This is a genomic window from Hymenobacter canadensis (assembly GCF_027359925.1).
GTDB lineage: Bacteria > Bacteroidota > Bacteroidia > Cytophagales > Hymenobacteraceae > Hymenobacter > Hymenobacter canadensis.
On the sequence record NZ_CP114767.1, the window covers coordinates 2,799,470 to 2,825,132 of the forward strand.

At 57.9% G+C, this 25,663-nt stretch carries 34 protein-coding genes and 1 pseudogene; 2 read left to right on the forward strand and 33 right to left on the reverse strand.

Translation table 11 applies throughout. From position 1 onward, the window contains the following. Window positions 1-91: 91 nt before the first annotated feature. A complete protein-coding gene (locus O3303_RS11950) occupies window positions 92-2,161 on the reverse strand; it encodes a DUF4331 family protein (protein WP_269558646.1) in 2,070 nt (689 codons plus the stop codon). Between the two features lie 430 nt (window positions 2,162-2,591). On the opposite strand from O3303_RS11950, the gene hscA reads away from it, so the two are divergent. Together hscA and O3303_RS11960 are read left to right on the forward strand one after the other, a co-directional pair. Beyond that, window positions 2,592-4,451 carry a Fe-S protein assembly chaperone HscA gene (hscA, locus tag O3303_RS11955; protein WP_269558647.1) on the forward strand — a complete coding sequence of 620 codons (1,860 nt, stop codon included), beginning with the start codon at window positions 2,592-2,594 and terminating at the stop codon, window positions 4,449-4,451. 245 nt (window positions 4,452-4,696) lie between these two features. Then, the gene (locus O3303_RS11960) at window positions 4,697-5,914 is read left to right on the forward strand and encodes an anhydro-N-acetylmuramic acid kinase (protein ID WP_269558648.1); all 1,218 of its coding nucleotides are present in this window, start codon (window positions 4,697-4,699) and stop codon (window positions 5,912-5,914) included. A 160-nt stretch (window positions 5,915-6,074) separates the two neighbouring features. Here the strand turns inward: O3303_RS11960 and O3303_RS11965 are convergent, their stop codons facing one another. The 32 genes and pseudogenes from O3303_RS11965 to rplB all read right to left on the reverse strand — a co-directional run bounded on the left by O3303_RS11965 (window position 6,075) and on the right by rplB (window position 25,641). Continuing rightward, a complete protein-coding gene (locus O3303_RS11965) occupies window positions 6,075-6,512 on the reverse strand; it encodes a hypothetical protein (protein ID WP_269558649.1) in 438 nt (145 codons plus the stop codon). Window positions 6,513-6,588: 76 nt separating this feature from the next. After that, the gene (locus O3303_RS11970) at window positions 6,589-6,903 is read right to left on the reverse strand and encodes an FtsB family cell division protein (protein WP_269558650.1); all 315 of its coding nucleotides are present in this window, start codon (window positions 6,901-6,903) and stop codon (window positions 6,589-6,591) included. 128 nt (window positions 6,904-7,031) lie between these two features. Further along, window positions 7,032-8,303: a phosphopyruvate hydratase gene (eno, locus tag O3303_RS11975; protein WP_269558651.1), complete on the reverse strand. Its 1,272-nt coding sequence runs from the start codon at window positions 8,301-8,303 to the stop codon at window positions 7,032-7,034. Between the two features lie 172 nt (window positions 8,304-8,475). Continuing rightward, the gene (locus tag O3303_RS11980; RefSeq protein WP_269558652.1) at window positions 8,476-9,270 is read right to left on the reverse strand and encodes a LytR/AlgR family response regulator transcription factor; all 795 of its coding nucleotides are present in this window, start codon (window positions 9,268-9,270) and stop codon (window positions 8,476-8,478) included. Continuing rightward, window positions 9,267-10,313 carry a sensor histidine kinase gene (locus tag O3303_RS11985; RefSeq protein WP_269558653.1) on the reverse strand — a complete coding sequence of 349 codons (1,047 nt, stop codon included), beginning with the start codon at window positions 10,311-10,313 and terminating at the stop codon, window positions 9,267-9,269. The genes O3303_RS11980 and O3303_RS11985 overlap by 4 nt, the downstream gene beginning before the upstream one ends. Before the next feature lie 42 nt (window positions 10,314-10,355). After that, window positions 10,356-11,555: an erythromycin esterase family protein gene (locus O3303_RS11990; RefSeq protein WP_269558654.1), complete on the reverse strand. Its 1,200-nt coding sequence runs from the start codon at window positions 11,553-11,555 to the stop codon at window positions 10,356-10,358. 276 nt (window positions 11,556-11,831) lie between these two features. After that, a complete protein-coding gene (gene rplQ, locus O3303_RS11995) occupies window positions 11,832-12,425 on the reverse strand; it encodes a 50S ribosomal protein L17 (protein WP_269558655.1) in 594 nt (197 codons plus the stop codon). Between the two features lie 216 nt (window positions 12,426-12,641). Continuing rightward, window positions 12,642-13,631: a DNA-directed RNA polymerase subunit alpha gene (locus O3303_RS12000; RefSeq protein WP_044016060.1), complete on the reverse strand. Its 990-nt coding sequence runs from the start codon at window positions 13,629-13,631 to the stop codon at window positions 12,642-12,644. Between the two features lie 144 nt (window positions 13,632-13,775). Next, window positions 13,776-14,381, reverse strand: a complete 606-nt coding sequence (gene rpsD / locus O3303_RS12005) for a 30S ribosomal protein S4 (protein WP_187314077.1) — start codon at window positions 14,379-14,381, stop codon at window positions 13,776-13,778. A gap of 128 nt (window positions 14,382-14,509) precedes the next feature. After that, window positions 14,510-14,902 (reverse strand): 30S ribosomal protein S11, encoded by a 393-nt coding sequence (rpsK, locus tag O3303_RS12010; protein WP_022822149.1) that lies wholly within the window; start codon window positions 14,900-14,902, stop codon window positions 14,510-14,512. Window positions 14,903-14,981: 79 nt separating this feature from the next. Beyond that, window positions 14,982-15,359 carry a 30S ribosomal protein S13 gene (rpsM, locus tag O3303_RS12015; RefSeq protein ID WP_269558656.1) on the reverse strand — a complete coding sequence of 126 codons (378 nt, stop codon included), beginning with the start codon at window positions 15,357-15,359 and terminating at the stop codon, window positions 14,982-14,984. A 112-nt stretch (window positions 15,360-15,471) separates the two neighbouring features. Continuing rightward, entirely contained in the window at window positions 15,472-15,588 is a 117-nt protein-coding gene (rpmJ, locus tag O3303_RS12020) for a 50S ribosomal protein L36 (RefSeq protein WP_044016053.1), read from the reverse strand. A 9-nt stretch (window positions 15,589-15,597) separates the two neighbouring features. Beyond that, on the reverse strand, window positions 15,598-15,816 hold the full coding sequence (gene infA / locus O3303_RS12025) for a translation initiation factor IF-1 (RefSeq protein WP_022822146.1): 219 nt from the start codon (window positions 15,814-15,816) through the stop codon (window positions 15,598-15,600). A 4-nt stretch (window positions 15,817-15,820) separates the two neighbouring features. Then, the gene (map, locus tag O3303_RS12030; protein WP_269558657.1) at window positions 15,821-16,591 is read right to left on the reverse strand and encodes a type I methionyl aminopeptidase; all 771 of its coding nucleotides are present in this window, start codon (window positions 16,589-16,591) and stop codon (window positions 15,821-15,823) included. Window positions 16,592-16,597: 6 nt separating this feature from the next. Then, window positions 16,598-17,917, reverse strand: a complete 1,320-nt coding sequence (gene secY, locus O3303_RS12035; RefSeq protein ID WP_269561907.1) for a preprotein translocase subunit SecY — start codon at window positions 17,915-17,917, stop codon at window positions 16,598-16,600. Window positions 17,918-17,929: 12 nt separating this feature from the next. Continuing rightward, on the reverse strand, window positions 17,930-18,373 hold the full coding sequence (rplO, locus tag O3303_RS12040) for a 50S ribosomal protein L15 (protein ID WP_269558658.1): 444 nt from the start codon (window positions 18,371-18,373) through the stop codon (window positions 17,930-17,932). 13 nt (window positions 18,374-18,386) lie between these two features. Next, window positions 18,387-18,566 carry a 50S ribosomal protein L30 gene (gene rpmD / locus O3303_RS12045; protein WP_044016046.1) on the reverse strand — a complete coding sequence of 60 codons (180 nt, stop codon included), beginning with the start codon at window positions 18,564-18,566 and terminating at the stop codon, window positions 18,387-18,389. A gap of 6 nt (window positions 18,567-18,572) precedes the next feature. Further along, window positions 18,573-19,178 carry a 30S ribosomal protein S5 gene (gene rpsE, locus O3303_RS12050; RefSeq protein ID WP_044016044.1) on the reverse strand — a complete coding sequence of 202 codons (606 nt, stop codon included), beginning with the start codon at window positions 19,176-19,178 and terminating at the stop codon, window positions 18,573-18,575. 6 nt (window positions 19,179-19,184) lie between these two features. Beyond that, window positions 19,185-19,535: a 50S ribosomal protein L18 gene (gene rplR, locus O3303_RS12055; RefSeq protein ID WP_185888788.1), complete on the reverse strand. Its 351-nt coding sequence runs from the start codon at window positions 19,533-19,535 to the stop codon at window positions 19,185-19,187. 9 nt (window positions 19,536-19,544) lie between these two features. Beyond that, window positions 19,545-20,099: a 50S ribosomal protein L6 gene (rplF, locus tag O3303_RS12060; protein WP_269558659.1), complete on the reverse strand. Its 555-nt coding sequence runs from the start codon at window positions 20,097-20,099 to the stop codon at window positions 19,545-19,547. Window positions 20,100-20,119: 20 nt separating this feature from the next. Beyond that, window positions 20,120-20,518 (reverse strand): 30S ribosomal protein S8, encoded by a 399-nt coding sequence (gene rpsH / locus O3303_RS12065; protein ID WP_044016040.1) that lies wholly within the window; start codon window positions 20,516-20,518, stop codon window positions 20,120-20,122. A gap of 186 nt (window positions 20,519-20,704) precedes the next feature. Further along, window positions 20,705-20,974 (reverse strand): 30S ribosomal protein S14, encoded by a 270-nt coding sequence (gene rpsN / locus O3303_RS12070; protein WP_044016038.1) that lies wholly within the window; start codon window positions 20,972-20,974, stop codon window positions 20,705-20,707. Beyond that, the gene (gene rplE, locus O3303_RS12075) at window positions 20,974-21,531 is read right to left on the reverse strand and encodes a 50S ribosomal protein L5 (RefSeq protein WP_269558660.1); all 558 of its coding nucleotides are present in this window, start codon (window positions 21,529-21,531) and stop codon (window positions 20,974-20,976) included. The genes rpsN and rplE overlap by 1 nt, the downstream gene beginning before the upstream one ends. A 33-nt stretch (window positions 21,532-21,564) precedes the next feature. After that, a pseudogene (gene rplX, locus O3303_RS12080) lies at window positions 21,565-21,810 on the reverse strand (50S ribosomal protein L24); the annotation flags it as partial. Window positions 21,811-21,813: 3 nt separating this feature from the next. After that, window positions 21,814-22,182, reverse strand: coding sequence for a 50S ribosomal protein L14 (gene rplN / locus O3303_RS12085; protein WP_044003245.1), 369 nt, complete (start codon window positions 22,180-22,182; stop codon window positions 21,814-21,816). Between the two features lies 1 nt (window position 22,183). Beyond that, the gene (gene rpsQ / locus O3303_RS12090; protein ID WP_269558661.1) at window positions 22,184-22,477 is read right to left on the reverse strand and encodes a 30S ribosomal protein S17; all 294 of its coding nucleotides are present in this window, start codon (window positions 22,475-22,477) and stop codon (window positions 22,184-22,186) included. 2 nt (window positions 22,478-22,479) lie between these two features. After that, on the reverse strand, window positions 22,480-22,692 hold the full coding sequence (rpmC, locus tag O3303_RS12095; protein ID WP_269558662.1) for a 50S ribosomal protein L29: 213 nt from the start codon (window positions 22,690-22,692) through the stop codon (window positions 22,480-22,482). Window position 22,693: 1 nt separating this feature from the next. Next, entirely contained in the window at window positions 22,694-23,119 is a 426-nt protein-coding gene (gene rplP / locus O3303_RS12100; protein ID WP_073281286.1) for a 50S ribosomal protein L16, read from the reverse strand. A 37-nt stretch (window positions 23,120-23,156) separates the two neighbouring features. Beyond that, a complete protein-coding gene (gene rpsC, locus O3303_RS12105) occupies window positions 23,157-24,041 on the reverse strand; it encodes a 30S ribosomal protein S3 (protein WP_269558663.1) in 885 nt (294 codons plus the stop codon). Between the two features lie 5 nt (window positions 24,042-24,046). Continuing rightward, window positions 24,047-24,529: a 50S ribosomal protein L22 gene (gene rplV / locus O3303_RS12110; protein ID WP_269558664.1), complete on the reverse strand. Its 483-nt coding sequence runs from the start codon at window positions 24,527-24,529 to the stop codon at window positions 24,047-24,049. Between the two features lie 2 nt (window positions 24,530-24,531). Continuing rightward, window positions 24,532-24,810 carry a 30S ribosomal protein S19 gene (gene rpsS / locus O3303_RS12115; protein WP_044003251.1) on the reverse strand — a complete coding sequence of 93 codons (279 nt, stop codon included), beginning with the start codon at window positions 24,808-24,810 and terminating at the stop codon, window positions 24,532-24,534. A gap of 3 nt (window positions 24,811-24,813) precedes the next feature. Continuing rightward, entirely contained in the window at window positions 24,814-25,641 is an 828-nt protein-coding gene (gene rplB, locus O3303_RS12120; RefSeq protein ID WP_044016024.1) for a 50S ribosomal protein L2, read from the reverse strand. Between the last annotated feature and the right edge of the window lie 22 nt (window positions 25,642-25,663).

Sequence of the window (25,663 nt, forward strand, 5' to 3'; positions counted from 1 at the left end):
AGCCGGACTCATCCGAGCCCGGCTATCAATCTATTCAGCTGGTAAGCAGAGCACCCGGCCGGGGCCGGATGCTGCGCCTGGGTAGTTCAGGCTAGCGCTGGTGCGCAAGCCGGATGGTTTGCAGCACCGTCGAACCGTTCGACAGGGTGGCTACATAGATACCAGCGGCCGTGCCGGACGGCATGCGCCATTCGTACTCGAAGGCGCCGGGCTTGTGGGCTTTGCCTTTCATCGGCGTGGCAATCACGCGGCCGTTCAGGTCGGTGATGCGCAGCGTCAGGTCCGACTTCACGCCTACTTCGTAGCGGAACGTGGTCTGGTCAACTACCGGATTCGGGAAAGCCACGAAGTTGTCAACCGTGTTAGGCTGCAAACCGAGGCCGCCGGTGGCGTTGCGCTGCGACAGAGCTACACGCTGGGCTTTCGTGCCGCTCCAAGGAGTCTGGGCATACGGGAAGCCGGCTTTGAACGTGGTATCGTTGGCTTCGATGCCGGTACGGAACCCCACTACGCCGAGCAACTGCGCCGTTACCGGGCTAGTGGCCGTGGCCGTGTAGTCGTCATAGAACAGGCCAATGGCGGCCAGTACGGCACCACCTACGGCTTGCAGCTCAATGCGCGTCACGTCATCTTCCAAACGACGACCGTTCGGGAAGCCGTCCATGTTCGGGATGTTCTGCAGCGTGGCCGTTGTGTTGTAGCGTGGATCTGTCAGACCCAGTACGGCTGCCTGCAGCAGACCTTCGGAGCTGAAATCAGCCGAGTTGCGGGGCGTAACAGGCACGGCCATGTTCAGGCGGAGCATGTCGCCGAGCACGGGCAGGAAGTTACTGACGAACGGCTTGCCAGCGGCCAGCGGATTGCGGGCAGGCTTGCCCGTAGCCAGCTGGTACGGCGGCAGGTTGGGCACACCGGTATGGAAGATCGGCAGGATATCGACGGAGCGAGGCTTGCCGGCACGCAACAAATACGGACCGAACGTAGCATCAGCAAACACGGTACCGGCGCGCTGGGCAGCCGTCAGGCCCGATACGCCATTGGCGCCGTTGCGGAAGTCGAAAGCCTGCAGCGAGTTGCTCTGGATGCGCAGCGGCGACAAACCGGGTACGGCAGCGCCGTAGTAGGTGGTGCCGTTGGCCGTGCCTTCAGCCATATACAGGCCGAGCTCGGGGTTGGAGAGGTAGTCGTCGGTGGTGGCGTCCTCGGTGTACGGCGTGCGCGAGTTCCAGCGGTCCTTGCCGCCGATGGGCACGATTACTTCGTTGGTGAGCGGCATACCGATGCGCGACACCTGAATCCAGTTGCCGGAGTGCGCCTGCGTGCCATCAGCATTGAGCGTGCGCAGGGCGGGACGGCTGGCCGAAGCCCACACGCCAATCACGAAGTCCGGATCGAGGATGGTAGTGGCCTGCGCGGCCGTTTTGCCGTCTTTCTGCAGCAACGAAATCGGAATCTGCAGGGCAATGGCGTGGGTGTTCTTGCGGGCCAGCCCGTCGCGGGCGCTGGCCGTCCGGATACCGCCCAAATCGAAAATACCGCCCAGATCTGCAAAGAACGGATCATCGGTCGGGCCGCAGAATACTTTCACACCGTTGGCCGCCGTCTGGATAGCGCCGGTCATCAGGGCCTCATAGGTAGTGTTGAGGCCAGCGGCGCTGGTGATGGAGCGCGGGCCTACGTTGGTAGGCGGCACGATGCCGTTGGTCACCAGCGTGGTGGTGGCCCCACCGCGGATGGCCTCCAGCGTGTAGGTGGTTTTCAGGTTCTGCTGCCCCAGCCGAATGTTGAAGAACGTGGTGGGGTCTTGGTTGATGCGCGAGAACGTGAAGCGGTAGGTGATGTCGTCGCCGGTAGTGGTGGCGCTGTTCTTCACGTGAATCTCGTAGCGCACGTTTTCGCCGAACGTGTTGTAGTTGGGGCCGCCCTGGGGCAGCTCCAACGGTATGTAGTTGGCGATGATGGTTACGGTTTCCGCGGCGTCGGGGCTACGGAAGGCATACAGGTCGGTGTTGTCGGCCAACGGGTCATCGGCAATAAGGGGGGCTTCGCGGTGGCTGGAAGCTTCCAGACGGGTGCCCTGGCCACTCCAGGCGACGGCGCCTACCACAGCGGTGGTAGCGGCGGCCAGCATGAGAATGGGACGCGTAATGTTTTTTGCCATGATGGATAATGGGGTTGGAAAGGGTAGGAATTGGGAAACGCAACACACCAGTGGCAACTAGCCAGTGGTGTAAAAAAGCAAGGCCAGGTAAGCAGAGCGGTGCGCGGAGCGGATAAACAGAGCAATACAGGGGACAGAAGGTCTGTGAGCCTGTAGTATCACTGCCGAAGTAGCATAAGGGCCGGCAGTATTGAGTAGCAGATATATAAAGCCCTACGTCAGGACCCAGCCTGATGGTTTGGCAAAGGCTGGAATTATGTACATCTAATTCTGAACTCTTCGCTGCTCTGCTTTCGCCACCGATACTGTGGGGGCGGCGGCCGGGTTTTCTTCCGTACTTTTGGGCCCTTTACGCACCGGGCCGGTTGTTCTCGCCCACGCCCCTTCTGCCTCACCGTGCGCGCCCCCGTGGCGCGCTGTCTTTATCCGCATGGCCAAAGTCGCAATCAACCTCTCCACCGGGAGCATACAGCAGGAAGAAATCATCGTTGGCATCGACCTGGGCACCACCAACTCGCTGGTGGCCTACATCCAGCCCGACACCCGCCAGCCCCGCGCCATCAACGACCAGGGCCGCGGTACCATCGTGCCGTCGGTGGTGCACTTTCCGCAGGGCGGCGAAACGCCCATCGTCGGCACCGACGCCAAGCAATACCTGCTCACCGACTCCGAAAACACGATTTACTCGGTGAAGCGCCTGCTGGGCAAGAGCTACAAAGACCTCGGCGAGCACGCCCGCGAGTTGGGCTACAAGGTCATCGACGACAACTCGGAAGGCCTGGTGAAAATCCGAGTCGGCGACAAGTTCTACTCCCCCGTCGAGCTGTCGGCCGAGATTCTGCGGGAGCTGCGGGCCCGCGCCGAGCACGCCCTGAAAACGCCCGTCAACAAGGCCGTGATTACGGTGCCAGCTTACTTCAACGACTCGCAGCGCCAGGCCACCCGCGACGCCGGCCGTCTGGCGGGCCTGGAGGTGCTGCGCATCGTGAATGAGCCCACGGCGGCCGCGCTGGCCTACGGCATTGGCCTGAGCCCCGACGACGAGAAAACCGTGGCCGTGTACGACCTCGGTGGCGGCACCTTCGACGTGAGCATTCTGCGCATTCAGCAGGGCATTTTTGAGGTACTGAGCACCAACGGCGACACCTACCTGGGCGGCGACGACCTGGACCGCGCCATCTACGACCACTGGGCCACCGAATACCAGCTCTCCACGACGCTTTTCCAGAGCGCCGAAACCCAGCAGCAGCTCCGTCTGCTGGCCGAGGAAGCCAAAAAGCAGCTCAGCCAGCATGACACCTTCGAGGCAGACTTCAACGGCACCACACTGCCGCTGAGCAAGGCGAAGTTCAACGAGCTGATTGGACCCATGGTGGAGCGCACCATCGACAGCTGCCGTCAGGCTCTTGCCGACGCAAATTTCACGCCCCAAAGCCTCGACGCCGTGCTGCTGGTAGGCGGTTCTACGCGGGTGCCGCTGGTCTACGATTCGGTGTCGGAGTTCTTCCAGCAGCCCGCCAACAGCTCTCTCAACCCCGACGAAGTGGTAGCGCTGGGCGCCGCCATCCAGGCCGACATCCTGGCCGGCAACCGCCGCGACGTACTGCTGCTCGACGTGACGCCGCTTACGCTCGGCATCGAAACCCTGGGCGGCCTGATGGACCCCATCATCCCGCGCAACTCCAAAATCCCGACCAAGGCCGGCCGCCAATACACCACCAGCGTGGACGGGCAGGTGAACCTGAAGATTTCGGTGTACCAAGGTGAGCGGGATTTGGTGCAGGAAAACCGCAAGCTGGCCGAGTTCGATTTGCGCGGCATTCCGGCCATGCCCGCCGGCCTGCCCAAGGTCGATGTGAACTTCATCCTGAACGCCGACGGTATTCTGAAAGTAGAAGCCGTTGAATTGCGCTCAAACACGCGCCAGGCTGTGGAAATCAAGCCTCAGTACGGCCTCACCGATGAGCAAGTGGAGCAGATGCTGATGGACTCGCTCACGCACGCCCGCGAAGACGTGGCGGCCCGCATGGTGATTGAAGCCCGCACCGTGGCCGAGCAGATGCTCTACCAGGTGGAGCGGTTCGTGGAGAAAAACCAGCTGCACCTCTCCGAAGACGAAATCACGCAGACGGCTGCCGCCACCCAGCGCCTGCGCGAGTCGCTGGAAACCCGCGACAAAGACACCATCCTGAAAGCCGTCGACGAACTCGAAGCCCTCACCAGCCCCTACGCCGAGCGGGTGATGAACATCTCCATCAAGCAGGCCATGACCGGCAAGAAAATCGAGTAGAAGTGAGCACGCCACGGCCCGGCGGCTTTTTCCAGCCGTCGGGCCGGTCGCCGCATGCTGATGTTGTTTGCTCCAATAGATAATCTCCTGAAAATGCCCTTGCTGTAATCAGCAAGGGCATTTTTACTTTCTTTGCATTCGACGATCTGGCTGGCCTGCGGCGCCCTATTGGTACTAAACAGTACAAAAAATGTTTCAGCATATCCGCAGCCTCTGACTGCGGTAGTAAACGGCACAAAACTTCTATGAACGCACACCTCCACCGCCTTTGCCAGCTAGCGCAGCAGCCCAGCCGGCGCATCATCGGCCTGATGTCGGGAACTTCGCTGGACGGGCTGGATGTGGCACTGTGCCGGCTGCACGGCCACGGCCCGGCTACCCGGCTGGAGCTGGAGCATTTCACTACCGTACCCTACGATGACGACGTGCGCCGCCGCATCCGGGCGGTGTTTGCGGGCGGCCCCACGGGCCAGATCAGCCTTGAGCATCTGACGCTGCTCAATCCCTGGCTGGGCGCGCTACACGCGGATATGGTGCTGGCCTGCCTGCGCGACTGGCAGCTGGCCCCCACGGAAGTGGACCTTGTAGCCAGCCACGGCCAGACCGTCTACCACGCCCCTGCCCACCAGTACCAGCACCCAGATTTCACGGGCCTGAACGCCACGCTGCAGCTCGGCGACGGCGACCAGGTAGCGGTGCGCACCGGTATCATCACGCTCAGCGACTTCCGGCAGAAACACATTGCGGCCGGCGGCGAAGGCGCCCCCCTGGCCGCTTACGGCGACTATCTGCTGCTCAGCAGCCCGACCGAGGAACGGCTGCTGCTCAACCTGGGCGGCATTGCCAACTTCACCTACCTGCCCCGCACCGGCCACGATGCCAGCGCCGCCTTCAGCACCGACACCGGCCCCGGCAACACCCTGCTCGACGCCACCGTGCGGGCCCGCTGTGGCCTGCCCTATGATGAGAATGGGCGCCTGGCACTGGCCGGGCGCATCCACGCACTGCTGCTGCAGGCACTGCTGGAGCATCCGTTTTTTGGGGCTTCGCTGCCCAAAACCACCGGCCCGGAGCTGTTCGGGCCCGAATATCTGCAGCAGGCTCAGCAGCGCACCGGCACTGAGAACTTAGGCACCGAAGATCTACTGGCCACGCTGGTGGAGCTGAGTGCCGCCGGCGTTGCCCGGGCGGCCCAACAGGTGTTTGGCGAGCAGCCGGCGCTGGCAGTCTACTGCAGCGGTGGCGGCGCCCACAATCCGGCGCTGCAGGCGGCATTACAGCGTCACCTCCCTCACTGCCGTTTCGCCACTACCGATGCTTTGGGCGTGCTGCCTGACGCCAAAGAAGCCATCCTGTTTGCAGTGCTGGCCAATGAAGCCGTGGCTGGCCAGCCGGTTTCGATTGGCGCGGGCCGTCAGCGCGTGCCGGCCGTAAGTATGGGGAAGATTTCGCTCCCGGGGTGATTTTTGGTGACAGGTGACAGGTGACAGGTGACAAGGAAAAGAACGTCATTCCGAGCGGAGCGAGGAATCTTGCCAGCGTAGTAACTGATTCTACCACACTGGCGAGATTCCTCGCTCCGCTCGGAATGACGTTCTTTCTTTGCCTTACCTCATCACCCCATTACTTCTTCACCTCTCCCAACGGCACGAGGCCAAAACTGAGAACCTGCCGGGCGATGGTGTCGCGGAACGTGACGTCAAGCTGCAGGTGGGGGCGCGGGGCCAGCGTATCGCTGCGGAACATGAAGGCCACGAAGGCGCGGGTGCTGTTGTCGGCACTGATGCGGAAGCCCAGCTTGTAGAGGTCGATGGTGGGCTGGTAGCGCTGCCCTTGCCGGTAGAGCGGCTCAGCGGTGGTCTGAAACCGCGCCAGTGGCACGTTGCGGCTGACTTCGGGCGCGAGCAGGGCGTAGGCGGCCGGGTAGTTGCCGGCCAGCACGGCCAGCAGAAACTGCCGCGCCACCTGAATCTGCGACGATATAGCCACGGGCTTCACGGCTACAGCCGGCCCTGGCTGCTGCGCCGCCAAGGGGCCGGCAACCGCCAACAGAGCACTCAACACGCAGCAAAACCAACAAAACGGGGCAGACTTCATACCATGCATACGGCAAAGGCTGTGCCGCAGCGGCCAAGGGCTATTCTTCGGCCTGGGGCACGAGCACGAATACGTCTTCGCCGGGGCGTTTCATGATGTACTTTTCCCGCGCAAATTTCTCCAGCAACTCGGGGCTGCTCAGCAGCTCGGCCCGCTCGCGCTTCACCACGTCTATATTGTCGAGGTAGTATTGCTTCTCTGTTTGCAGTTCCTGCAGCTTGGCGTACATGTCGTACTGCTTCAGCAGGTCATTAGAGTCGAAAAGGAACATCCAGACCAGAAAACCCAGCCCGGTGTAGAAGTAGAAGCTGCGCAGAAAGCGCGGCACGCGCGCCGTCAGATCAGAGAGTTGCATAGCCAAAGATAGAAAACGTAGCGCAGGCTTTTGCCTGGGCCGGGCCGGGTGGCAAAAACAAAGCCCGCCCGATGCAGCATCGGGCGGGCTCGTGGTTTGTGGCACAGGCTGAAGCCTATGCTACACGCTTACATCTTGCGGCCGGGGAAGTAGGCTACTTCGCCCAGCTCTTCCTCGATGCGGAGCAGCTGGTTGTACTTCGACATCCGGTCGGAGCGCGAGGCCGAGCCGGTCTTGATCTGGCCGGTGTTCAGGGCCACGGCCAGGTCGGCAATGGTGTTGTCCTCCGTCTCGCCCGAGCGGTGGCTCATGATGCTCTTGTAGCCGTTGCGGCGGCCCAGGTTGATGGCGTCAATCGTTTCGGAGAGCGTACCGATCTGGTTTACCTTGATGAGGATGGCGTTGGCAATCTGCTCATCGATACCGCGCTGCAGGCGGTTTACGTTGGTCACGAACAGGTCGTCGCCCACGAGCTGGGTGGTGCTACCGATGCTTTCGGTGAGAGCCTTCCAGCCGCTCCAGTCATCCTCATCCATACCATCCTCGATGCTGATGATGGGGTACTTCTTGGTCCAGTCGGTCCAGTAATTCACCATCTCCGACGAGGTCAGCTTGTCGCCGGTGCTCTTCTTGAAGTGGTAGTGGCCGTCGGAGTAGAACTCGGAAGCCGCGGCGTCCATGGCAATCATCACGTCGTCGCCGGGCTTGTAGCCGGCCTTCTCGATGGCCTGCAGTACAATCTTGATGGCGTCTTCGTTACTCTTGATGTTCGGGGCAAAGCCGCCTTCGTCACCCACGTTGGTGCTGAAGCCCTGCTTTTTGAGCACTTCCTTGAGGTGGTGGAAGATTTCGGTGCCCCAGCGCAACGCCTCCGAGAACGACGGAGCACCCACGGGCATAATCATGAATTCCTGGAAGTCGATGCTGTTGTCGGCGTGCGAGCCGCCGTTGAGGATGTTCATCATCGGTACGGGCAGCGTGGTGGCATTTACGCCGCCCACATAGCGGTAGAGCGGCATGCCGGCTTCCTGCGCCGCGGCGCGGGCAATGGCCAGCGAAGCACCCAGAATGGCGTTGGCGCCCAGGTTTGCTTTGTTAGGCGTGCCGTCCATTTCCAGCATGATCTTGTCGAGCAAACCCTGCTCGAACACCGAGAAACCGATCAGCTCTTCGGCAATCTTGCTGTTCACGTTTTCCACGGCCTGCAGCACACCTTTGCCCATGTACTTGCTCTTGTCGTTGTCGCGCAGCTCCACGGCTTCGTGCTTGCCGGTGCTGGCGCCCGAAGGAACCGCTGCGCGGCCTACGGTGCCGCTTTCGGTGGTCACATCTACCTCAATGGTCGGGTTGCCGCGCGAATCGAAAATCTGCCGGGCGTGGATTTCGGTGATAATGCTCATGAGGAAAAGTATGGGGTTGAGAAAAATTACGGGGCGGCCGCCCCGGAGCCGGCCAGCGGACCAGAAGCGGTATTGCGGTGGCAAGGTACTCAATTGCCACTTTCAGGCCAGCACTGGGCTACCAGATGCAAAGTCAGCACCGGAAAAAGCGCATGCCGCAACAGTCTGGTTCCTACCCTTCCAGCCACCGGCGGAACTCCGGCGTCTGGGCGGCGCTGGTGATGAGGGTGAGGTCGGGCTTGCCTCGCAGCCGCACGGCCAGCCGGTTGTTGAAGTACGGCTCCACGCGCTCCACAAACGCAATGTTCACCAGCTCCGAACGGTTGAGGCGGCCGAAGCGGGCGGGGTCGAGCTGGCGCTCCAGCTCCGTGAGCGTGCCGCTGAGTGGGTAGCGCACGCCGGCCGCGTCCACGGCAAAGGTCACGCCCTCGTCGGCCTGCACGTAGGCCACGTCGTCCACCTGCAGCACGTACAGGCCGTTGCGCATCCGCACCGAAAACCGCTGCTTGTACTGGGGCAGGCTGTTTTGGCGCAACGCCTGGCTTAGCTCGCGCAGCACCTCGGGCGTCAGAACCGGGGCCGGTACAGGACTGCCCAGACTGGTTTTCAGGCCGTGGTATTTGGCCAAAGCTTCCTGAAACTGCTCGTAGGTGAAGGGTTTGAGCAGATACGCAATGCCGTTACCCCGAAAAGCGGGCAGCAGAAACTGGTCGTAGGCGGTGGTGAAGATGATGGGGCAGGTCACCGTAAACCGCTCGTAGAGCAGGAACACGTTGCCGTCCAGCAGCTCAATGTCGGAGAAAATCAGGTCGGGCATGTCGTGGTTTTGCAGCCACGTTAGGGCCTTTTCCACGCTCCGCAGCACGGGCGGCGGGGCCTCGGTTTCGGCCACCGCGCCGGCCTGCCGCAGAAACTGCACCGTCTGGCGCGCGGCCAGCTCCTCGTCTTCCAGAATCAGAATGTTCATGCGTGTGTGCGTTGAGCCAACGGCCCGGTTTTTCCCAGTGGCACTACCGGCACCGTCACGGTAAAGAGAATGGGGCTTTGCGCTACCTCAATGCTGCGGCCAAACAGCAGCCGGTACCGCTCGCGCAGGTTGGCCAGCCCCGTCCCCATCGACTCGACGGCCGTGAGCTTGGGCCGGTGCGGGTGCGAAACCGTCAGGGCCACCGGCGCTACCACAATGGTGATGACCAGCGGGTTTTCCTCGTCGCCGGCGTTGTGCTTGATGGCGTTTTCCACCAGTAGCTGCAGCGTACCGGGCACCACCAGCAGCTGCCCCAAATTGGCGCTGGCGGCTATTTCCTCCCGAAACTCATACGCCGCCCCGAAACGGTGCCGCAGCAGGTAGATGTATTCCTGGGCGAACTGCAGCTCCTCGCTCAGCGGCACCACGTCCTCGTCTTTGTAGCGGATAAGAAACCGGTACAGTGCGGCAAAGCGGTTCAGAAACTCGTGGGCCTCCGCCGGGTCGTGCTGAATCAGGCCGCGCAGCACATTGAGGTTGTTGAACAGAAAATGCGGATCGAGCTGGGCCTTGAGGTTGCGCAGCTCACTTTCGGTCTGGGCCTGACGGGTGCGTAGCAGCATCTGCTGCAACCCCACGTACCGTTTGCCAGTGAGCAGCACGGCCAGCAGCCCGTAGCTTTTGGCGTGGGCCACCACCCCCAGCACAAGCCGCCCACCCGATAAATCGATGCGGTGCCCCAGCAGACATCCGTACAACACTAGGTACAATCCGCCGCTCAGCAGCAGCAGCACCGGCAGTTGCACCAGCCCCCGCCACCACTTCCGGCTCAGGAACAGTGGCAGAAACCGCTCTACCAGCACGGCCACCATGGCCGTATCCAGCAGCACCGTCACGGCCACCACCGGCAGCACCCGCCACCACATCCAGCCCGTATCGGCCACGTATTGCAGCAGCAGCACCGGCACCACCACGGCCCAGTAGCCGCCCACCAGCTTGCCATCGGAGCCGGGGCTCCACTGGCGCAAACCGGAAAGTTTCATAGTCACGTATTCAATAGTGCGTAAGATACTGCCTGCCGCCGACTACGGCACCAACGGCGTAAGCGCCCGCGAATTACGCACCAGCACCAGATATTGCACGTACGCCGTGTTCGGCAGGTCGCTTCTGAACCTTATTTGCTGGCCCGCCGGAATGCCCGGCGCGTACGTCACCCGGATAGGCTGCCGGTTGGCCGCGGCCGCCGGGGCGTTCAGCTGGAAAATGGTGCTGCTGCCCGGCTGCGTGCGGCGCTTCAGTTCTTCCAGACCCACAATCCGCGTCAGAGGACCGTCGTGGTTGAACTTATCGGTGGGCGTAAACCGCTGGCCGGGAGCCTGCCAGGCGGCGGGCAGAGAACTGGTCGGCATGAGTAGCTGACACTCAGAAAACACGCACAGCAACGACACCACCTTATCCCGCACCGGCAAATCGCTCTGGCGCACCAGCCCGGCAAACAGCGTCGTTCCGCCCTCCAGTGGGCTTTGCAGCACGTGCGCCAGCCCCCACATACCGTACAGCTTCTCCCGCTCCAGGTGCAGCCCTTGGTACAGCTCCCGGAAATTGGCGAAGATATTCTGCTCGCGCACCGTCATGTTGCGCCGGTCGTAAGCCACGTTACGCAGCAGATGCGTTAGATCGAACAGCTCCTTGCCGGATTTACTCGTTGCCAATGCCCGCACGGCTCGCGTAGCCCCGGCCGCCGCCTGAGCGCCTTCCGTCCGTTGCAACCAAGTGGCTACCGAATCGAGCTGCGCCCGCACTGCCGGCTGCAAAGCCAAGCCGCGCGTCAGTACCTTCAGATAATCGGCGGCCAAGGGCAGATCCTGTAACTGGTCAATACCCAGCACCCGAATCCGGCGCTTAGCCGGCAACGTCTGGTTCCAGCTACGCAGCCGCTGAAACTTGGCACGCAGGGCCGTGTTGGCCCACTGCGAGCCCTCGGCCTGCCAGCTGCGGAAAACCAGATCCAGGGTTGCCTCCTGGCCGGTGCGCAGGTACTCATTCAGGAAGTACGCCTTAGCACAGTCTATTTCCCCCACGTACGTCCGCACGCCCGTCCGCTGGTTCAGGTGCTGTAGTAAGGCCAGGTCAATTTCCTGCGGCCGCTCCGTACCATGTGCTTCCCCCAGTAGAAACAACTGATTATCATAAAAGCCCGCCTCAAACTCCGGAAACACGGCGGCCTCCCCAAGAGAAACCGTGGCTTGCGGAACACCCGCGAATACCGCCGTGTCCTGTCCCATACTTTGGGCCCAACTCGAATGGGCGAGGCAGCAATGAATCAAGAGCGCAAATGCAGCAAGTCGGAAGTTGGACAGGAAGTACAGCATGGTCAGGAAGAATAAGTGGTTGGATGTCTCAAATCACCCGTTTCTCCCTCCTTTTTCCTCCCCTGTTTCCTTCAGTTCACTGATAAACCTCCTGAACCAGGTAAAACAGCTGGTGAAGTAAAACAGAAAGGGGCCGCACCTTGTGGTGCAGCCCCTTTCAATTCGTAAGCCTGATGCTTACCAAAGCAACTACTCGGCAGCTCTCTCCTCGCGGGTTTCGCCGTCTTTCAGCGTTTCGGTAGCCGTATCCTCGGGGGCCGAAACCTCCGTAGTGGCAGCCTTGGCTTTCTTGGCAGGCTTCTCAGCCACTACCTCAGCCGACGACTCGCCTTCAGCAGTAGTCGTATCAGCTTTTTTCTTGCCGCGCGAACGACGGGTAGTGGTTTTTGCTTCGCCGGCCGTCTTGGCTTCCAGCATGGTTTCGTTGTAGTCAACCAACTCGATGATGCACATCTGCGAGTTGTCACCCAGACGGGTTTCGCTCAGCTTGATGATGCGGGTGTAGCCGCCGGGACGGGTAGCAATTTTAGCAGCTACGTCGCCAAACAGCTCTTTCAACACGTCCTTCTGCTCCAGTACGGCAAATACGAGGCGGCGCGAGTGCGTCGTGTCGTTCTTGGCTTTGGTCAGCAGGGGCTCTACAAACTTGCGCAGGGCTTTGGCTTTGGCAACGGTCGTGGTGATGCGCTTGTGCAGGATCAGCGACGAGGCCATGTTCGAAAGCATGGCGTTGCGGTGCGAGGCCGTGCGGCCGAGGTGGTTGATGGTTTTACCGTGACGCATAAAAAAGGAGATGTGTAAGCTTGCGGACGACGACCACGGCGGAAAAGCTGCTGTAAGGCACCTTTCTCATTAGAACCGTCGCCCCTTCGGGCTCACTGGTTATGAAAGTGTGAAAATGGAGTGCAAAGGTACGGAATGTACAGGCATAAAAAATGTGCTGAAGTGGAATATGTGACCAGCACATCAACCACATTCAGCACATTTTCTGTTTGCTGTCTATTCTTCGTCGAGCTTGTACTTGCTCAGATCCATGCCGAAATTCAGGCCCTTCTCTTCTACAAGGTTTTCCAGCTCGGTCAGCGACTTCTTACCGAAGTTGCGGAACTTCATCATGTCGGCCATGTCCAGCTGCACCAAGTCGCCGAGGGTTTTGATGTCGGCGGCTTTGAGGCAGTTGTAAGCGCGTACGCTCAGGTCCATGTCCGCCAGCGGCGTCTTCAGAACTTTGCGCATGTGCAGCGTCTCCTCGTCTACCGTCTCCTCTTCTTCGGCTTTAGCCGTTTCGAAGGTCATAGTGCTGTCGGAGAACAGCATGAAGTGTTGAATCAGGATGTTGGCGGCGCCTTTCAGCGCATCCTCCGGGTGGATAGAGCCGTCCGTGTGAATCTCGATGAGGAGCTTCTCATAGTCAGTCTTCTGCTCTACGCGGGTGTTTTCAATGCTGTACTTCACGTTTTTAATAGGCGTGAAGATGGCATCAATGGCAATCTGACCGAAAACCTGATCGGCAGGCTTGTTTTCCTCTGCAGGAACGTAGCCGCGGCCTTTCTGGATCGTGAATTCAAATTCCAGCTCGGTGCTGGCGTCCACGTGGCAAATCACCAGGTCCGGGTTCAGCACCTGGAAGCCGTTGGTGAATTTGCTGATGTCGCCGGCCGTGAAGGTTTCCTGGCCTTTGATGCGCACCGTAATCTTGTCCTCGATGGCGTCGCTCACCTTCTTGAAGCGGACCTGCTTCAGGTTGAGGATGATTTCGGACATGTCCTCAATCACGCCTTCGATGGTCATGAACTCGTGCAGTACGCTGCTGGTGCGAACCGACGTGATGGCATAGCCCTCCAGCGACGACAGCAGGATGCGGCGCAGAGCGTTGCCGATCGTGACGCCGTAGCCTTTCTCCAGCGGTTTGAATTCAAACGTTCCGTAGAAGTCGTCGGATTTCTCCATCACCACCTTCTCCGGCATTTGAAAAGCTAAGATTGACATAAGTGGGGCGGTTTTTAGTATTGAGTAATGGGTAGTGAGTAAAAAGACCTCTCAGAGCGTCTTGATACCCATTACCCAATACCTGAATCCAATTAAAAAGGTCGAAGCAAGGAAACGGCCCGGGCGTCCGGGCCGTTCCAAGAATTACTTCGAGTACAGTTCGACGATGAGCTGCTCGGTGATCTTCTCCGGTATCAGCTCACGGGCGGGGGCGTTGAGGAACTTGCCCACCATGTCTTTGCCGTCCCACTCCAGCCACGAAAAAGCACGCGCGTTGCGGGCGCTCAGGCTCGTGGTAATAGCTTCCAGCGACTTCGACTTCTCACGTACGGCAACAACGTCACCAGCGCGGAGTTTGTACGAAGCAATGTTTACTACATCACCGTTTACGGTGATGTGCTTGTGCAGAACGAGCTGACGAGCAGCACGGCGCGTTGGAGCAATGCCCAGACGGTATACCGTGTTGTCGAGGCGCGACTCCAGCAAGGCCAGCAGGTTGTCGCCGGTGATGCCGGGCAGCGTAGCAGCTTTGTGGAACAGATTCTCGAACTGCTTTTCCAGTACACCGTACATATACTTCACTTTCTGCTTCTCCATCAGCTGGACAGCGTACTCGCTCTGCTTCTTACGACGACCACGGCCATGCTGGCCTGGAGGATATGCTTTCTTGGTGAGTGCCTTGCTTGGGCCGAAGATCGGCTCATTGAAGCGACGGGCAATCTTGGTTTTAGGACCAGTATAACGTGCCATTTCGGGGTTGTTGAGTGTTGAGGGGGTTGAACCGCGCGTGTCGGGCTCCGGAGGCGCACCTTGCAGGGGTGAAAAGGCGCATCAGAAACCCGACACCGGTGGCCGGCAGAGCCAGCCTGTTCAATAAACTAAACGCGACGACGTTTGGGAGGACGGCAGCCGTTGTGGGGCAGCGGCGTCACGTCCTTGATGGTCGTTACCTCAATACCCACGTTACCCAGCGTACGAATAGCCGACTCGCGGCCAGCGCCCGGGCCCTTCACGAACACCTCAGCTTTGCGCATGCCCAGATCATGAGCTACTTTACCGCAGTCGGTAGCAGCCATCTGAGCGGCGTAAGGCGTGTTCTTCTTGGAACCGCGGAAACCCATCTTACCAGCCGAAGCCCAGGAAATAACCTGGCCATTGTTGTTGGTGATGGAGATGATGATGTTGTTGAACGAGGCCTTGATGTGAACTTGGCCTACCGGCTCGACAACGACAACGCGCTTCTTGGCTTTGTCTTTTCTCTTTTGTGCCATTTGGTTATCGCAAAAATACGCGGGAGGTGTTGTTGCCTGCCCCGAACGTATCAGAGCAGGCAACGATTCCCACTACGGGTTATTTAGTAGCCTTTTTCTTACCAGCAACGGTCTTACGCTTGCCCTTGCGGGTACGCGAGTTGTTCTTGGTGCGCTGACCACGAACTGGCAGACCTTTGCGGTGACGCAGACCCCGGTAGCAACCGATGTCCATGAGGCGCTTGATGTTGAGCTGCACTTCGGAGCGCAGCACACCTTCGGTTTTGAATTCGGCAGCAATTACGCTACGGATTTCACCGGCTTCCGCTTCGGTCCAGTCTTTCACCTTCTTATTCAGGTCTACACCTGCTTTAACAAGGATCTGCTGAGCAGATGGACGGCCAATGCCGAAAATGTAGGTCAGCGCGATTTCACCGCGCTTGTTGTCTGGGATGTCTACCCCTGCAATACGAGCCATGTGTTGAGTTTGGGTTTTTGGCGAGTTAGGGTCTTGGGGACCTGGTTTCGGTTAGGACAGTTTTCCTTCAAAAACCAAGTCCTCAGGACCCGAGTCCCCAACTTCCAGATGTCTAGCCCTGACGCTGTTTGTAGCGGGGGTTCTTTTTGTTGATAACGTAGAGCTTGCCGTTGCGGCGGACCAGCTTGCAGTCAACACTACGCTTCTTAACCGAGGTTTTGACTTTCATGTCGTCGGGTTATTTGTAACGGTACACAATTCGGCCCTTCGACAAATCGTAGGGCGACATTTCCAACTTTACCTTATCTCCCGGCAGAATCTTGATGTAGTGCATCCGCATCTTGCCCGAGATATGGGCAATCAGCTGGTGACCGTTCTCCAGCTCCACGCGGAACATGGCGTTGGAAAGGGCTTCCAGAATGACTCCGTCCTGCTCAATGGAAGTTTGTTTGGCCATAAGGCTACTGTAAGGCTTTTTCTATGTATTCGAAGGAGGTAAGTATTTCCGCCTTGTCTTTTCGTACTACTACCGTATGCTCGAAGTGCGCGGAAGGCTTGAGGTCTTTGGTCCGGATGGTCCAGCCGTCCTTCTCCTGTATCACGCTCTTCGTACCCAGATTCACCATCGGCTCGATAGCCAGTGTGAGGCCAGTCTGCAGCTTCAGTCCCGAGCCACGCTTACCGTAGTTCGGTACTTCCGGCCGCTCGTGCAGCTTCTTTCCAATCCCGTGGCCGACCAACTCCCGAACCACTCCGTAACCTTGTTTCTCAACGTGGTTCTGAATGGCAAAGCTGACGTCGCCCATCCGATTGCCCGCCACTGCCTGCTCGATACCGAGATACAGCGACTTCTTGGTTTCTTCCAACAGCTGCAGCACCTCCGGTGCCACCTCCCCAATCGGGTAGGTGTAGGCACTGTCCGCGTGGTAGCCGTTGAGTAGCACTCCGCAGTCCACCGAAACGATATCACCGCTTTTCAGCGTGTAGTCGCTCGGAAAACCGTGCACCACTACCGAGTTGGGCGAGATGCAGAGGCTGTATTCGAATCCATTGTACCCCTTGAAGGAAGGACTTCCACCATGGTCCCGGATGAACTCCTCGGCGCGCTGATCCAGCTCTCGCGTTGTAATTCCTTCCCGGATCATGCCGGCCACTTCTCCGTGGGCCTGAGCCAGCACCTTCGCGCTGGCCCGCATGAACTCTATTTCTTCTTCGGTCTTGTAAACAATCATGAGTGCTTACGAAGCCATGGCAATGTTCTGCGAACGGCCACGCACTTTACCAGTTTTCATCATGCCATCGTAGTGGCGCATCAGCAGGTAGCTTTCCACCTGGTTCAGCGTATCCAGCACTACCCCTACCATGATGATGAGGGAAGTACCGCCATAGAAGGCCGAGAAAGGCCGCGTGACACCACCCAGCAGCGCAAGCGCCGGGAAGATGGCAATCAGCGCCAATGCCACGGCACCAGGCAAAGTGATGCGGGTCAGAATCTCGTCAATGTGCTCCGACGTATCGCGGCCGGGCTTAACCCCGGGTACGAAACCACCGCTACGCTTCAGGTCATCCGCAATCTGGTTAGGGTTGACGCTGATGGCTGTGTAGAAGTAGGTGAAGACAATGATGAGCGTTGCAAATACCACGTTATACTGCCACGACGTGTAGTCCGAGAACTTCACGCCAATGTAGCTGGCCAGGTCACTGTCGTTCTGCCAAACCGAAGCCACGATAGCGGGCACGAACATCAGCGACTGGGCGAAGATGATCGGCATTACGCCGGCCGCATTCACTTTCATCGGGATGAACTGCCGCTGGGCATTCAGTTGAGCGGTGCTGCCTACCTGCTTGGCATACTGCACCGGAATCCGGCGAACAGCCTGCGTCAGCACGATAACTGCCATTACCACCAGGAAAAGCACGACCAGCTCAATCAGGAAGATCAGCGAGCCACGCATGCCTTTGGCGGCAGCCTCACCGATAATGGCACCGGGCAGGCGCGATACAATCCCGATCATAATGATCATGGAAATACCGTTGCCGATACCCTTATCCGTAATTTTCTCTCCCAGCCACATGCAAAACAGCGTTCCAGCCGTGATGATGAGCATAGTGGAGATTGTAAAGAACGTACCAGGCTCCAGGATTGCGTCAGCACTGATGGTAGCAATGAAACCGACCGACTGCGCCATTACAATCGGAATTGTAAGGATACGCGTGTACTGGTTGATTTTCTTGCGGCCCGACTCTCCTTCTTTCTGCAGCTTCTGGAAATAAGGAACTGCAATAGTAAGCAGCTGCAATACGATAGATGCCGAGATGTACGGCATGATACCCAATGCAAAGATGGAAGCATTGCTGAATGCGCCGCCAAGCAGCGTGTCCAGAATGCCAAACACCCCCGAAGCTCCACCGCTTTTCAGACGAGTAGCGTCGACGCCCGGCAGCACTACGAAAGAGCCCAACCGGTAGATGGCAATGAAAAACAGCGTATTGAAGATCCGCATACGCAGATCTTCAATCGCAAAAATGTTCTTTATCGTTTCGATAAACTTTTTCATCGCCACAAGAACTTACAGCGTCACGGCTTTGCCACCTGCTTTCTCAATAGCTTCAACAGCCGACTTGGAGAATGCATGAGCATGAACTTCTACGGCAGTGGTGAGTTCACCACGGCCCAGAACTTTAATTTTGGCGTTTTTCGAAGCCAGACCAGCCTGCACGAAGTAGGCATTGTCGAAGGTAGTTACACCACCTTCAGTCAGGCCAGCGAGTACGTCCAAGTTGATGGCTTTGTACTCCACGCGGTTGATATTCTTGAAACCGAACTTCGGTACGCGGCGCTGCAGGGGCATTTGGCCACCTTCAAAGCCCGACTTCTTGGAGTAACCCGAACGGGACTTGGCACCTTTGTGGCCACGCGTCGAGGTGCCGCCACGGCCGGAACCCGTACCACGACCAATGCGCTTGACATTGCGGGTAGAGCCTACGGCAGGTTTGAGATTGCTGAGATTCATTTTCGGGAGATTCCTAGAGTTCGGTTACTTCCAACAGGTGCTGAACGGCTTTGATCATGCCAGCAACCTGGGGCGTGTTTTCCACGCTCTTGGTGCTACCCATTTTGCCGAGGCCCAGGGCCTGCACAGTACGCTTCTGACGCTCGGGGCGGTCGATAACGCTTTTTACGAGTTTGATTTGGATCTGCGCCATCGTCTCTTAACCGTTGAAAACTTGAGCGAGGGTGATGCCACGAGCCTGTGCAATCTGCATCGGGTCGCGCATTTTCAGCAGGGCGTCGAAGGTAGCCTTTACCACGTTGTGGGGGTTCGACGAGCCTTTCGACTTAGCGAGTACGTCTTTGATACCGGCGCTTTCGAAAACGGCACGCATAGCGCCACCAGCAATTACACCCGTACCAGCAGCAGCTGGCTGAACCAGCACGAAGCCGCCCGAGTATTTGCCTTCCATGATGTGGGGAACCGTGTGCTTATACAGCGGAACCTTCACCAGGTTTTTCTTCGCGTCATCAATGCCTTTGGCAATGGCGTCGGTTACTTCGTTGGCTTTGCCGAGGCCGTAGCCTACGGTGCCGTTGCCGTCACCTACTACCACGATGGCCGAGAAGCTGAAGCGACGACCGCCTTTTACTACTTTGGCTACGCGGTTAATAGCAACCACTTTTTCTTTCAGATCGGAGTCACCGGTACGCGACTCTTCCTTCCGGTCATTGCCGCGACGGTCATTGCCACCACCACGACGGTCATTGCCACCGCCACGGTTATCGCCGCTACCACCACGAGGGCCGTTGTTAAATTCTGCCATGATGATTTAGAAATTGAGGCCGCCTTCGCGGGCTCCTTCTGCCAATGATTTTACGCGGCCGTGGTAGAGGTAACCGGAACGGTCAAATACCACTTTCGAAATTCCTTTTCCTGTAGCACGGGCAGCAAGTTCTTTGCCGACTGCGGCAGCGAGGGCGACTCCGTTGCCCCCTTCCACCGAAACGTGCTTCGAGGAAGCAGACGCCAGCGTGCGGCCGGTAGTGTCGTCAATAATCTGAGCATAAATGCCCGTATTGCTGCGGAACACCGACAAACGTGGACGCTCGGACGTGCCAGCCACCTTAGTGCGGATGATGCGCTGGATCCGTTTTCTTCTAGTTGCTTTATCGAAAGCCATGGTGTGATGTTATTTCGAAGCTGTTTTACCAGCCTTACGACGAATCTGCTCACCCACGAAGCGCACGCCTTTGCCTTTGTAAGGCTCAACTTTGCGCAACGAGCGAATTTTGGCAGCTACCTGACCCAACAATTGCTTGTCGATGCTGGTCAGTGTAACGATAGGGTTTTTGCCTTTCTCGGTCAGAGCCGTAGCAGTCACCTCTTTTGGCAGAGCCAAGAAGATGTTGTGCGAGTAGCCCAGCGACAGTTCCAGCGTGGTACCAGCCATTGCGGCTTTGTAACCTACACCTACCAGCTCCAGCTTCTCTTCCAGGCCGTTGCTCACGCCATTAACGGCGTTGTTGAGCAGGGAGCGGTAGAGGCCGTGCATGGCTTTATGACGCTTCTGTTCGGTTGGGCGGGTCACTACCAGCTGGCCGTCTTCGGTCGCTACGGTAATGTCGCGGTCAACCGGAACCACCAAAGTGCCTTTCGGGCCCTTCACGGTTACCGTGTTTTCGTTGCTCACTTCAATCTGCACGTTGGCGGGCAGGCTGATGGGCAGTTTACCAATGCGTGACATAGTCTCGGTTTCCTTTCAGATTAGTAGACGTAGCACAGCACTTCGCCGCCCACGTTTTCAGCTTTCGCCTCTTTCTCCGTCATCACCCCTTTCGAGGTCGACAGGATGGCGACACCCAGACCACTCAGTACGCGCGGCAGGTTCTCCACGTGGGCATACTGACGCAAACCGGGCGTGCTCACACGCTGCAGCTTGGTGATGGCGGGTTGTTTGGTTACCGGGTTGTACTTCAGCGCGATTTTAATCGTGCCCTGTACTGCGGCATCATCAAAACGGTAGCTCTGAATGTAGCCCTTCTTGTAGAGCACCTTCGTGATTTCCTTTTTGATGTTGCTGGCCGGGATTTCCACTACCCGGTGATTTGCCTTGATGGCATTGCGTACCCGGGTCAGGTAGTCAGCAATTGGATCTGTGTTCATGTGACTTAGTAAAAGCGCCACCCTTTTTTAGGGAGCCGCAAAGATATGAAAATTTCGCCGCCGCAGAAATGCGGCAGCGAAATTTTCGGTTAAGACTTCTTGACTCGAATGCGGCCAATGGTTTCTCTCGGCAACCTGCCAAGTAATGTTACGTCAACAGCCGAGGCTATTTGGTAACGGGTCGAACTACCAGCTCGACTTGGTTACGCCGGGGATTTTGCCAGCCAGCGCCATCTCGCGGAAACGTACCCGGCTAATGCCGAACTTACGCATGTAACCACGGGGGCGGCCGTCAATCATGTCCCGGTTGTGCAGGCGCACAGGCGAAGCATCCTTGGGCAGCTTGTCCAGACCTTCGTAGTCGCCGGCGGCCTTCAGCGCTTTGCGCTTCTCAGCATAGCGGGCAACCGTAGCGATGCGCTTGCGCGCTCTTGCTTTCGCGGATTCCTTAGCCATTAGTCGTTTTGTTTCTTGGCGTTAGCGAACGGCATACCAAAAGCTTTGAGAAGCTCATAGCTCTGCTCGTCGTTTTCGGCCGACGTTACGAAGGTAATATCCATACCCGAAATCGACTTGATCTTGTCAATCGAAATTTCAGGGAAGATGATCTGCTCCTTAACGCCCAGGGTGTAGTTACCACGGCCGTCAAAGCCTTTGTCGTTGATGCCTTTGAAGTCACGAACGCGGGGCAGAGCAATAGACAGCAAACGGTCCATGAACTCGTACATCCGCTCGCCACGCAGCGTTACGCGGGCGCCGATTGGCATACCCTCGCGCAGCTTGAAGTTCGATACCGAACGCTTGGCAATAGTAGCAACTGCTTTCTGACCAGCAATGGTCGTCAGCTCGTCCACTCCATTGTCCACCAGCTTCTTGTCGGCTACAGCAGCACCAATACCGCGGTTGATGCAGATCTTGGTGATGCGTGGAACCTGCATGATGCTTTTGAACTGGAATTTCTCCTGGAGCAGCGGCACCACTTCTTTCTTGTATTTCTCTTTGAATCGAGCCATTGTCGTCGTACCGGGTTAGGCGTTTGTCGAGGCAATTGCTTTCACGTTGCTCACGTGAATACCAGCTTCGATTTTGGTAATGCCACCCTGGGGGTTCTTCGCACTTGGTTTGTTGTGCTTGGTCACCAGGTTCAGGCCTTCCACGATAACACGCTGCGTCGAGCGGTTCACCGACTTGATAACGCCGGTTTTGCCTTTTTCGTCGCCGGCAATTACCTGTACGGTATCGCCGGTTTTCACATGCAGTTTCGCGGGTGCTGCTTTCGTTTTCGTTGCCATTGCTTAGAGAACTTCAGGAGCCAGCGAAACGATCTTCATGAACTGCTTCTCGCGCAGTTCACGGGCCACGGGGCCGAAGATGCGGGTACCGCGGGGCTCGTCGTTATTGTTGAGCAGTACGGCAGCATTGTCGTCGAAACGAATGTAAGAACCGTCTTTGCGACGTACTTCTTTCTTCGTGCGAACAACCACTGCTTTCGATACAGTGCCTTTTTTAGCGTTGCCGGAAGGAATAGCCGATTTGATGGCTACTACAATCTTGTCGCCTACGCTGGCATATTTCTTGCCCGTGCCACCGAGGACACGAATGCAAAGAACTTCTTTGGCGCCGCTGTTATCAGCGACGGTCAGACGGGATTCTTGCTGTATCATCTTACTTGGCGCGTTCTACGATTTCTACCAGTCTCCAGCGTTTGTTCTTGCTCAGCGGACGCGTGCTCATGATGCGTACCGTGTCGCCTTCGCCGCATTCGTTATTCTCGTCGTGGGCCATGAATTTGGTCGACTTGGTAACGAACTTGCCGTAGATCGGGTGCTTCATTTTGCTTTCCACCATCACCGTGATGGACTTATCCATCTTGGAGGAGGTGACGCGCCCGATGATTTCTTTGCGCAGGTTCCGCTCTTCCGTGGCGGAGGTAGCCTGCTGTTCTTCGTTGCTTGCCATCGTTAGTTAGCAGTGTTATTAGCCTGCTCGTTCTCGCGACGGGTCAGCTCGGTCAACAGACGGGCGACGTTCTTGCGGCTTTGCTTCAGGCGAATCGGGTTTTCCAGGGGCGAAATGGCATGCGCGAAGCGCAACGTCTGGCCACTGGCTTTTTCGGTCTTTACTTGCTGGTTCAGTTCTTCCAGCGAGAGGGCGCGGATATCGGCGTTCTTCATCTTACTTGCTTTCTACGTAGTCGCGACGAACAACAAACTGAGTCCGAACCGGCAGCTTTTGGGCAGCCAAGCGCAGCGACTCCTGCGCCACTTCCAGCGTAACGCCGTCTGACTCAAACATGATAGTGCCGGGCTTCACGCAGGCTACCCAATACTCGGGCGAACCTTTGCCTTTACCCATCCGCACTTCAGCCGGCTTCTTGGTGATCGGCTTATCAGGGAAAATGCGAATCCAAACTTGCCCTTCGCGTTTCATAGCGCGGGTCATGGCGATACGGGCTGCCTCAATCTGGCGAGCCGTAATCCAAGCCACTTCCAACGACTTAATAGCGAAAGAACCGAAGTCAATGGAGCTGCCGCGGTAGGCGAGGCCTGTTACGCGACCCTTTTGCATCTTGCGATACTTGGTCCTTTTCGGTTGTAACATGATTTATTGAAATTGAATTTCTGAAGAAAAGAAACGACTAGCGACGCGGAGCGCCACCGCCTTGACCACCACGGTTAGTACCACCTGGGGCACCACCGCCACGGCGCTGACCACCACCGGCGGCACCACCGGCACCTGGAGCACCACCGCCACGGTTGTCACCGCCACGGTCGTTACGGTCGCGGCGCGGGCCACGGTCGCCGCCACGGTCGCCACGCTCACCGCGTGGGCCACGGTCGCCACCACGGGTGTCGTTGCCTTGGTTAGCAGGAACCTGGTTAGGCGACAGGTCGGGCTTGCCGAACACTTCACCACGCATGATCCATACTTTGATACCGATTTTGCCATACACGGTCTGAGCTTCCGACAAAGCGTAGTCGATATCGGCGCGCAGCGTGTGCAGCGGCGTACGACCTTCTTTGTACTGCTCGGAACGGGCAATTTCAGCACCGCCCAAACGGCCACCGCACTGGATCTTGATGCCTTCGGCACCAACGCGGATAGCAGCCTGAATGCTCATCTTCATGGCACGGCGGAACGAGATACGAGCCTGCAGCTGCTGAGCAATGCTCTCACCTACCAGCTTGGCGTCGAGTTCCGGACGCTTAATTTCGAAGATGTTGATCTGAACGTCCTTGCTGGTGATCTGCTTCAGTTCGTCTTTGATCTTATCCACTTCAGCGCCACCCTTGCCGATTACCACACCCGGACGAGCCGTGTTGATGGTAATGGTGATGCGCTTCAGCGTACGCTCAATCACGATGCGGCTGATGCCACCTTTCGGGATACGAGCCATGATGTATTTGCGGATTTTTTCGTCCTCCACCAGCTTGTCGGCAAAGTCCTTGCCGCCGTACCAGTTCGAGTCCCATCCTTTAATGACGCCCAGACGGAAGCCAACCGGATTTACTTTCTGTCCCATAGTGCTTATGCGGAGGCTTCTGCCTTGGTTTCAGTGGATTTCTTAGCCGAGCTACGACGCGTGGTCTTTGGCTTGGCTTCAGCGTTGGCTTCGGTGGTCTTCGTCTCAGCAGCTTTCTGGGTAGCAGCTTTGCTGCCCAGACGCTCTACTTTCGTATCAAGCACCAGCGTCACGTGGTTGCTGCGCTTGCGGATGCGGTGGCCACGGCCCTGAGGGGCGGGGCGCAGACGCTTCAACTGACGACCTTCATCCACGAAAATCTCTTTGATATAAAGGTTAGCGTCTTCGATGCGCTCATCCTCGTTGTGCTGCTGCCAGTTGGCAAGGGCCGAGAGGAGAAGCTTCTCAACGCGGGCAGCGCCCGAGTTGGCTTCGAATTTCAGCAGACCCAACGCACGGGTCACTTTCTGACCACGAACCATGTCGGCCACCAAGCGCATCTTGCGCGGCGAGGTGGGAACGTTGCGGAGTTTAGCGGTTGCTTCCATGATTAGCGCTTGCCTTTATCTTTCTTGGCAATGTGTCCACGGAAGTTCCGGGTCGGGGCAAACTCACCGAGCTTGTGTCCTACCATGTTCTCCGTAACATATACCGGGATGAACTTATTGCCGTTGTGAACGGCGAAGGTGTGGCCAACGAAATCAGGCGAAATCATCGAGCGGCGAGACCAAGTCTTCACCACCGACTTTTTGCCGGACTCATCCATTGCCGTTACTTTCTTCTCGAGCCGGAAGTCAATGTACGGCCCTTTTTTTAGTGAACGTGCCATTGCTTACTTCTTGCCTTTGCGGTTAACGATGAGCTGCTCGGAGTACTTGTTCTTGTTACGGGTCTTCTGACCTTTCGCGAAGATACCGTTACGGCTACGTGGGTGACCACCCGACGATTTGCCTTCGCCACCACCCATTGGGTGATCGACAGGGTTCATGGCGACACCACGAACACGTGGGCGACGACCCAACCAGCGGTTACGGCCGGCTTTGCCCAAACGAACGTTCATGTGGTCGCCGTTGGATACCGTGCCTACCGTGGCCATGCACGTAACAAGCACCATACGCATCTCGCCGGAAGGCAATTTCAGCGTGGCGTACTTGTCTTCGCGGGCCACCAGCTGAGCGTAGGTGCCAGCCGAACGAGCCATAGCGGCACCGTTACCGGGCATCAGCTCGATGTTGTGGACGATGGTACCGAGCGGGATTTCGCGCAGCGGCAGGGCGTTGCCTACCTCTGGGGCTACACCCGAACCGGAAACGACCGTAGCACCTACCTCAACGCCCGCAGGAGCGATGATGTAACGCTTCTCGCCATCGGCGTACTGAAGCAGGGCGATACGGGCCGTACGGTTCGGATCGTACTCAATCGTCTTCACCGTAGCAGGCACCGAGGCCTTGTCACGCTTGAAGTCGATGATACGATACTTGGCTTTGTGTCCACCACCGATGTAGCGGTTGGACATTTTGCCCGAGTTGTTGCGGCCACCGGAGTTTTTCATGGGTGCCAACAGCGACTTCTCCGGCGTCGACGTCGTAATCTCGTCGAAGGCCGGTGCAATGCGGAAGCGCTGACCCGGTGATGTTGGTCTTAGTTTTTTGAGTGCCATTACTCTTGCTTAGGAAATGCTC

What these genes read in the sequence shown, in the direction of transcription:
- O3303_RS11950 (WP_269558646.1), bottom strand. Translation starts at nt 2,161, where the DNA reads ATGGCAAAAAACATTACGCGTCCCATTCTCATGCTGGCCGCCGCTACC.
- hscA (WP_269558647.1), top strand. Translation starts at nt 2,592, where the DNA reads ATGGCCAAAGTCGCAATCAACCTCTCCACCGGGAGCATACAGCAGGAA.
- O3303_RS11960 (WP_269558648.1), top strand. Translation starts at nt 4,697, where the DNA reads ATGAACGCACACCTCCACCGCCTTTGCCAGCTAGCGCAGCAGCCCAGC.
- O3303_RS11970 (WP_269558650.1), bottom strand. Translation starts at nt 6,903, where the DNA reads ATGCAACTCTCTGATCTGACGGCGCGCGTGCCGCGCTTTCTGCGCAGC.
- eno (WP_269558651.1), bottom strand. Translation starts at nt 8,303, where the DNA reads ATGAGCATTATCACCGAAATCCACGCCCGGCAGATTTTCGATTCGCGC.
- O3303_RS11980 (WP_269558652.1), bottom strand. Translation starts at nt 9,270, where the DNA reads ATGAACATTCTGATTCTGGAAGACGAGGAGCTGGCCGCGCGCCAGACG.
- O3303_RS11985 (WP_269558653.1), bottom strand. Translation starts at nt 10,313, where the DNA reads ATGAAACTTTCCGGTTTGCGCCAGTGGAGCCCCGGCTCCGATGGCAAG.
- O3303_RS11990 (WP_269558654.1), bottom strand. Translation starts at nt 11,555, where the DNA reads ATGGGACAGGACACGGCGGTATTCGCGGGTGTTCCGCAAGCCACGGTT.
- rplQ (WP_269558655.1), bottom strand. Translation starts at nt 12,425, where the DNA reads ATGCGTCACGGTAAAACCATCAACCACCTCGGCCGCACGGCCTCGCAC.
- O3303_RS12000 (WP_044016060.1), bottom strand. Translation starts at nt 13,631, where the DNA reads ATGTCAATCTTAGCTTTTCAAATGCCGGAGAAGGTGGTGATGGAGAAA.
- rpsD (WP_187314077.1), bottom strand. Translation starts at nt 14,381, where the DNA reads ATGGCACGTTATACTGGTCCTAAAACCAAGATTGCCCGTCGCTTCAAT.
- rpsK (WP_022822149.1), bottom strand. Translation starts at nt 14,902, where the DNA reads ATGGCACAAAAGAGAAAAGACAAAGCCAAGAAGCGCGTTGTCGTTGTC.
- rpsM (WP_269558656.1), bottom strand. Translation starts at nt 15,359, where the DNA reads ATGGCTCGTATTGCAGGGGTAGACATCCCAGACAACAAGCGCGGTGAA.
- rpmJ (WP_044016053.1), bottom strand. Translation starts at nt 15,588, where the DNA reads ATGAAAGTCAAAACCTCGGTTAAGAAGCGTAGTGTTGACTGCAAGCTG.
- infA (WP_022822146.1), bottom strand. Translation starts at nt 15,816, where the DNA reads ATGGCCAAACAAACTTCCATTGAGCAGGACGGAGTCATTCTGGAAGCC.
- map (WP_269558657.1), bottom strand. Translation starts at nt 16,591, where the DNA reads ATGATTGTTTACAAGACCGAAGAAGAAATAGAGTTCATGCGGGCCAGC.
- secY (WP_269561907.1), bottom strand. Translation starts at nt 17,917, where the DNA reads ATGAAAAAGTTTATCGAAACGATAAAGAACATTTTTGCGATTGAAGAT.
- rplO (WP_269558658.1), bottom strand. Translation starts at nt 18,373, where the DNA reads ATGAATCTCAGCAATCTCAAACCTGCCGTAGGCTCTACCCGCAATGTC.
- rpmD (WP_044016046.1), bottom strand. Translation starts at nt 18,566, where the DNA reads ATGGCGCAGATCCAAATCAAACTCGTAAAAAGCGTTATCGACCGCCCC.
- rpsE (WP_044016044.1), bottom strand. Translation starts at nt 19,178, where the DNA reads ATGGCAGAATTTAACAACGGCCCTCGTGGTGGTAGCGGCGATAACCGT.
- rplR (WP_185888788.1), bottom strand. Translation starts at nt 19,535, where the DNA reads ATGGCTTTCGATAAAGCAACTAGAAGAAAACGGATCCAGCGCATCATC.
- rplF (WP_269558659.1), bottom strand. Translation starts at nt 20,099, where the DNA reads ATGTCACGCATTGGTAAACTGCCCATCAGCCTGCCCGCCAACGTGCAG.
- rpsH (WP_044016040.1), bottom strand. Translation starts at nt 20,518, where the DNA reads ATGAACACAGATCCAATTGCTGACTACCTGACCCGGGTACGCAATGCC.
- rpsN (WP_044016038.1), bottom strand. Translation starts at nt 20,974, where the DNA reads ATGGCTAAGGAATCCGCGAAAGCAAGAGCGCGCAAGCGCATCGCTACG.
- rplE (WP_269558660.1), bottom strand. Translation starts at nt 21,531, where the DNA reads ATGGCTCGATTCAAAGAGAAATACAAGAAAGAAGTGGTGCCGCTGCTC.
- rplN (WP_044003245.1), bottom strand. Translation starts at nt 22,182, where the DNA reads ATGATACAGCAAGAATCCCGTCTGACCGTCGCTGATAACAGCGGCGCC.
- rpsQ (WP_269558661.1), bottom strand. Translation starts at nt 22,477, where the DNA reads ATGGCAAGCAACGAAGAACAGCAGGCTACCTCCGCCACGGAAGAGCGG.
- rpmC (WP_269558662.1), bottom strand. Translation starts at nt 22,692, where the DNA reads ATGAAGAACGCCGATATCCGCGCCCTCTCGCTGGAAGAACTGAACCAG.
- rplP (WP_073281286.1), bottom strand. Translation starts at nt 23,119, where the DNA reads ATGTTACAACCGAAAAGGACCAAGTATCGCAAGATGCAAAAGGGTCGC.
- rpsC (WP_269558663.1), bottom strand. Translation starts at nt 24,041, where the DNA reads ATGGGACAGAAAGTAAATCCGGTTGGCTTCCGTCTGGGCGTCATTAAA.
- rplV (WP_269558664.1), bottom strand. Translation starts at nt 24,529, where the DNA reads ATGGAAGCAACCGCTAAACTCCGCAACGTTCCCACCTCGCCGCGCAAG.
- rpsS (WP_044003251.1), bottom strand. Translation starts at nt 24,810, where the DNA reads ATGGCACGTTCACTAAAAAAAGGGCCGTACATTGACTTCCGGCTCGAG.
- rplB (WP_044016024.1), bottom strand. Translation starts at nt 25,641, where the DNA reads ATGGCACTCAAAAAACTAAGACCAACATCACCGGGTCAGCGCTTCCGC.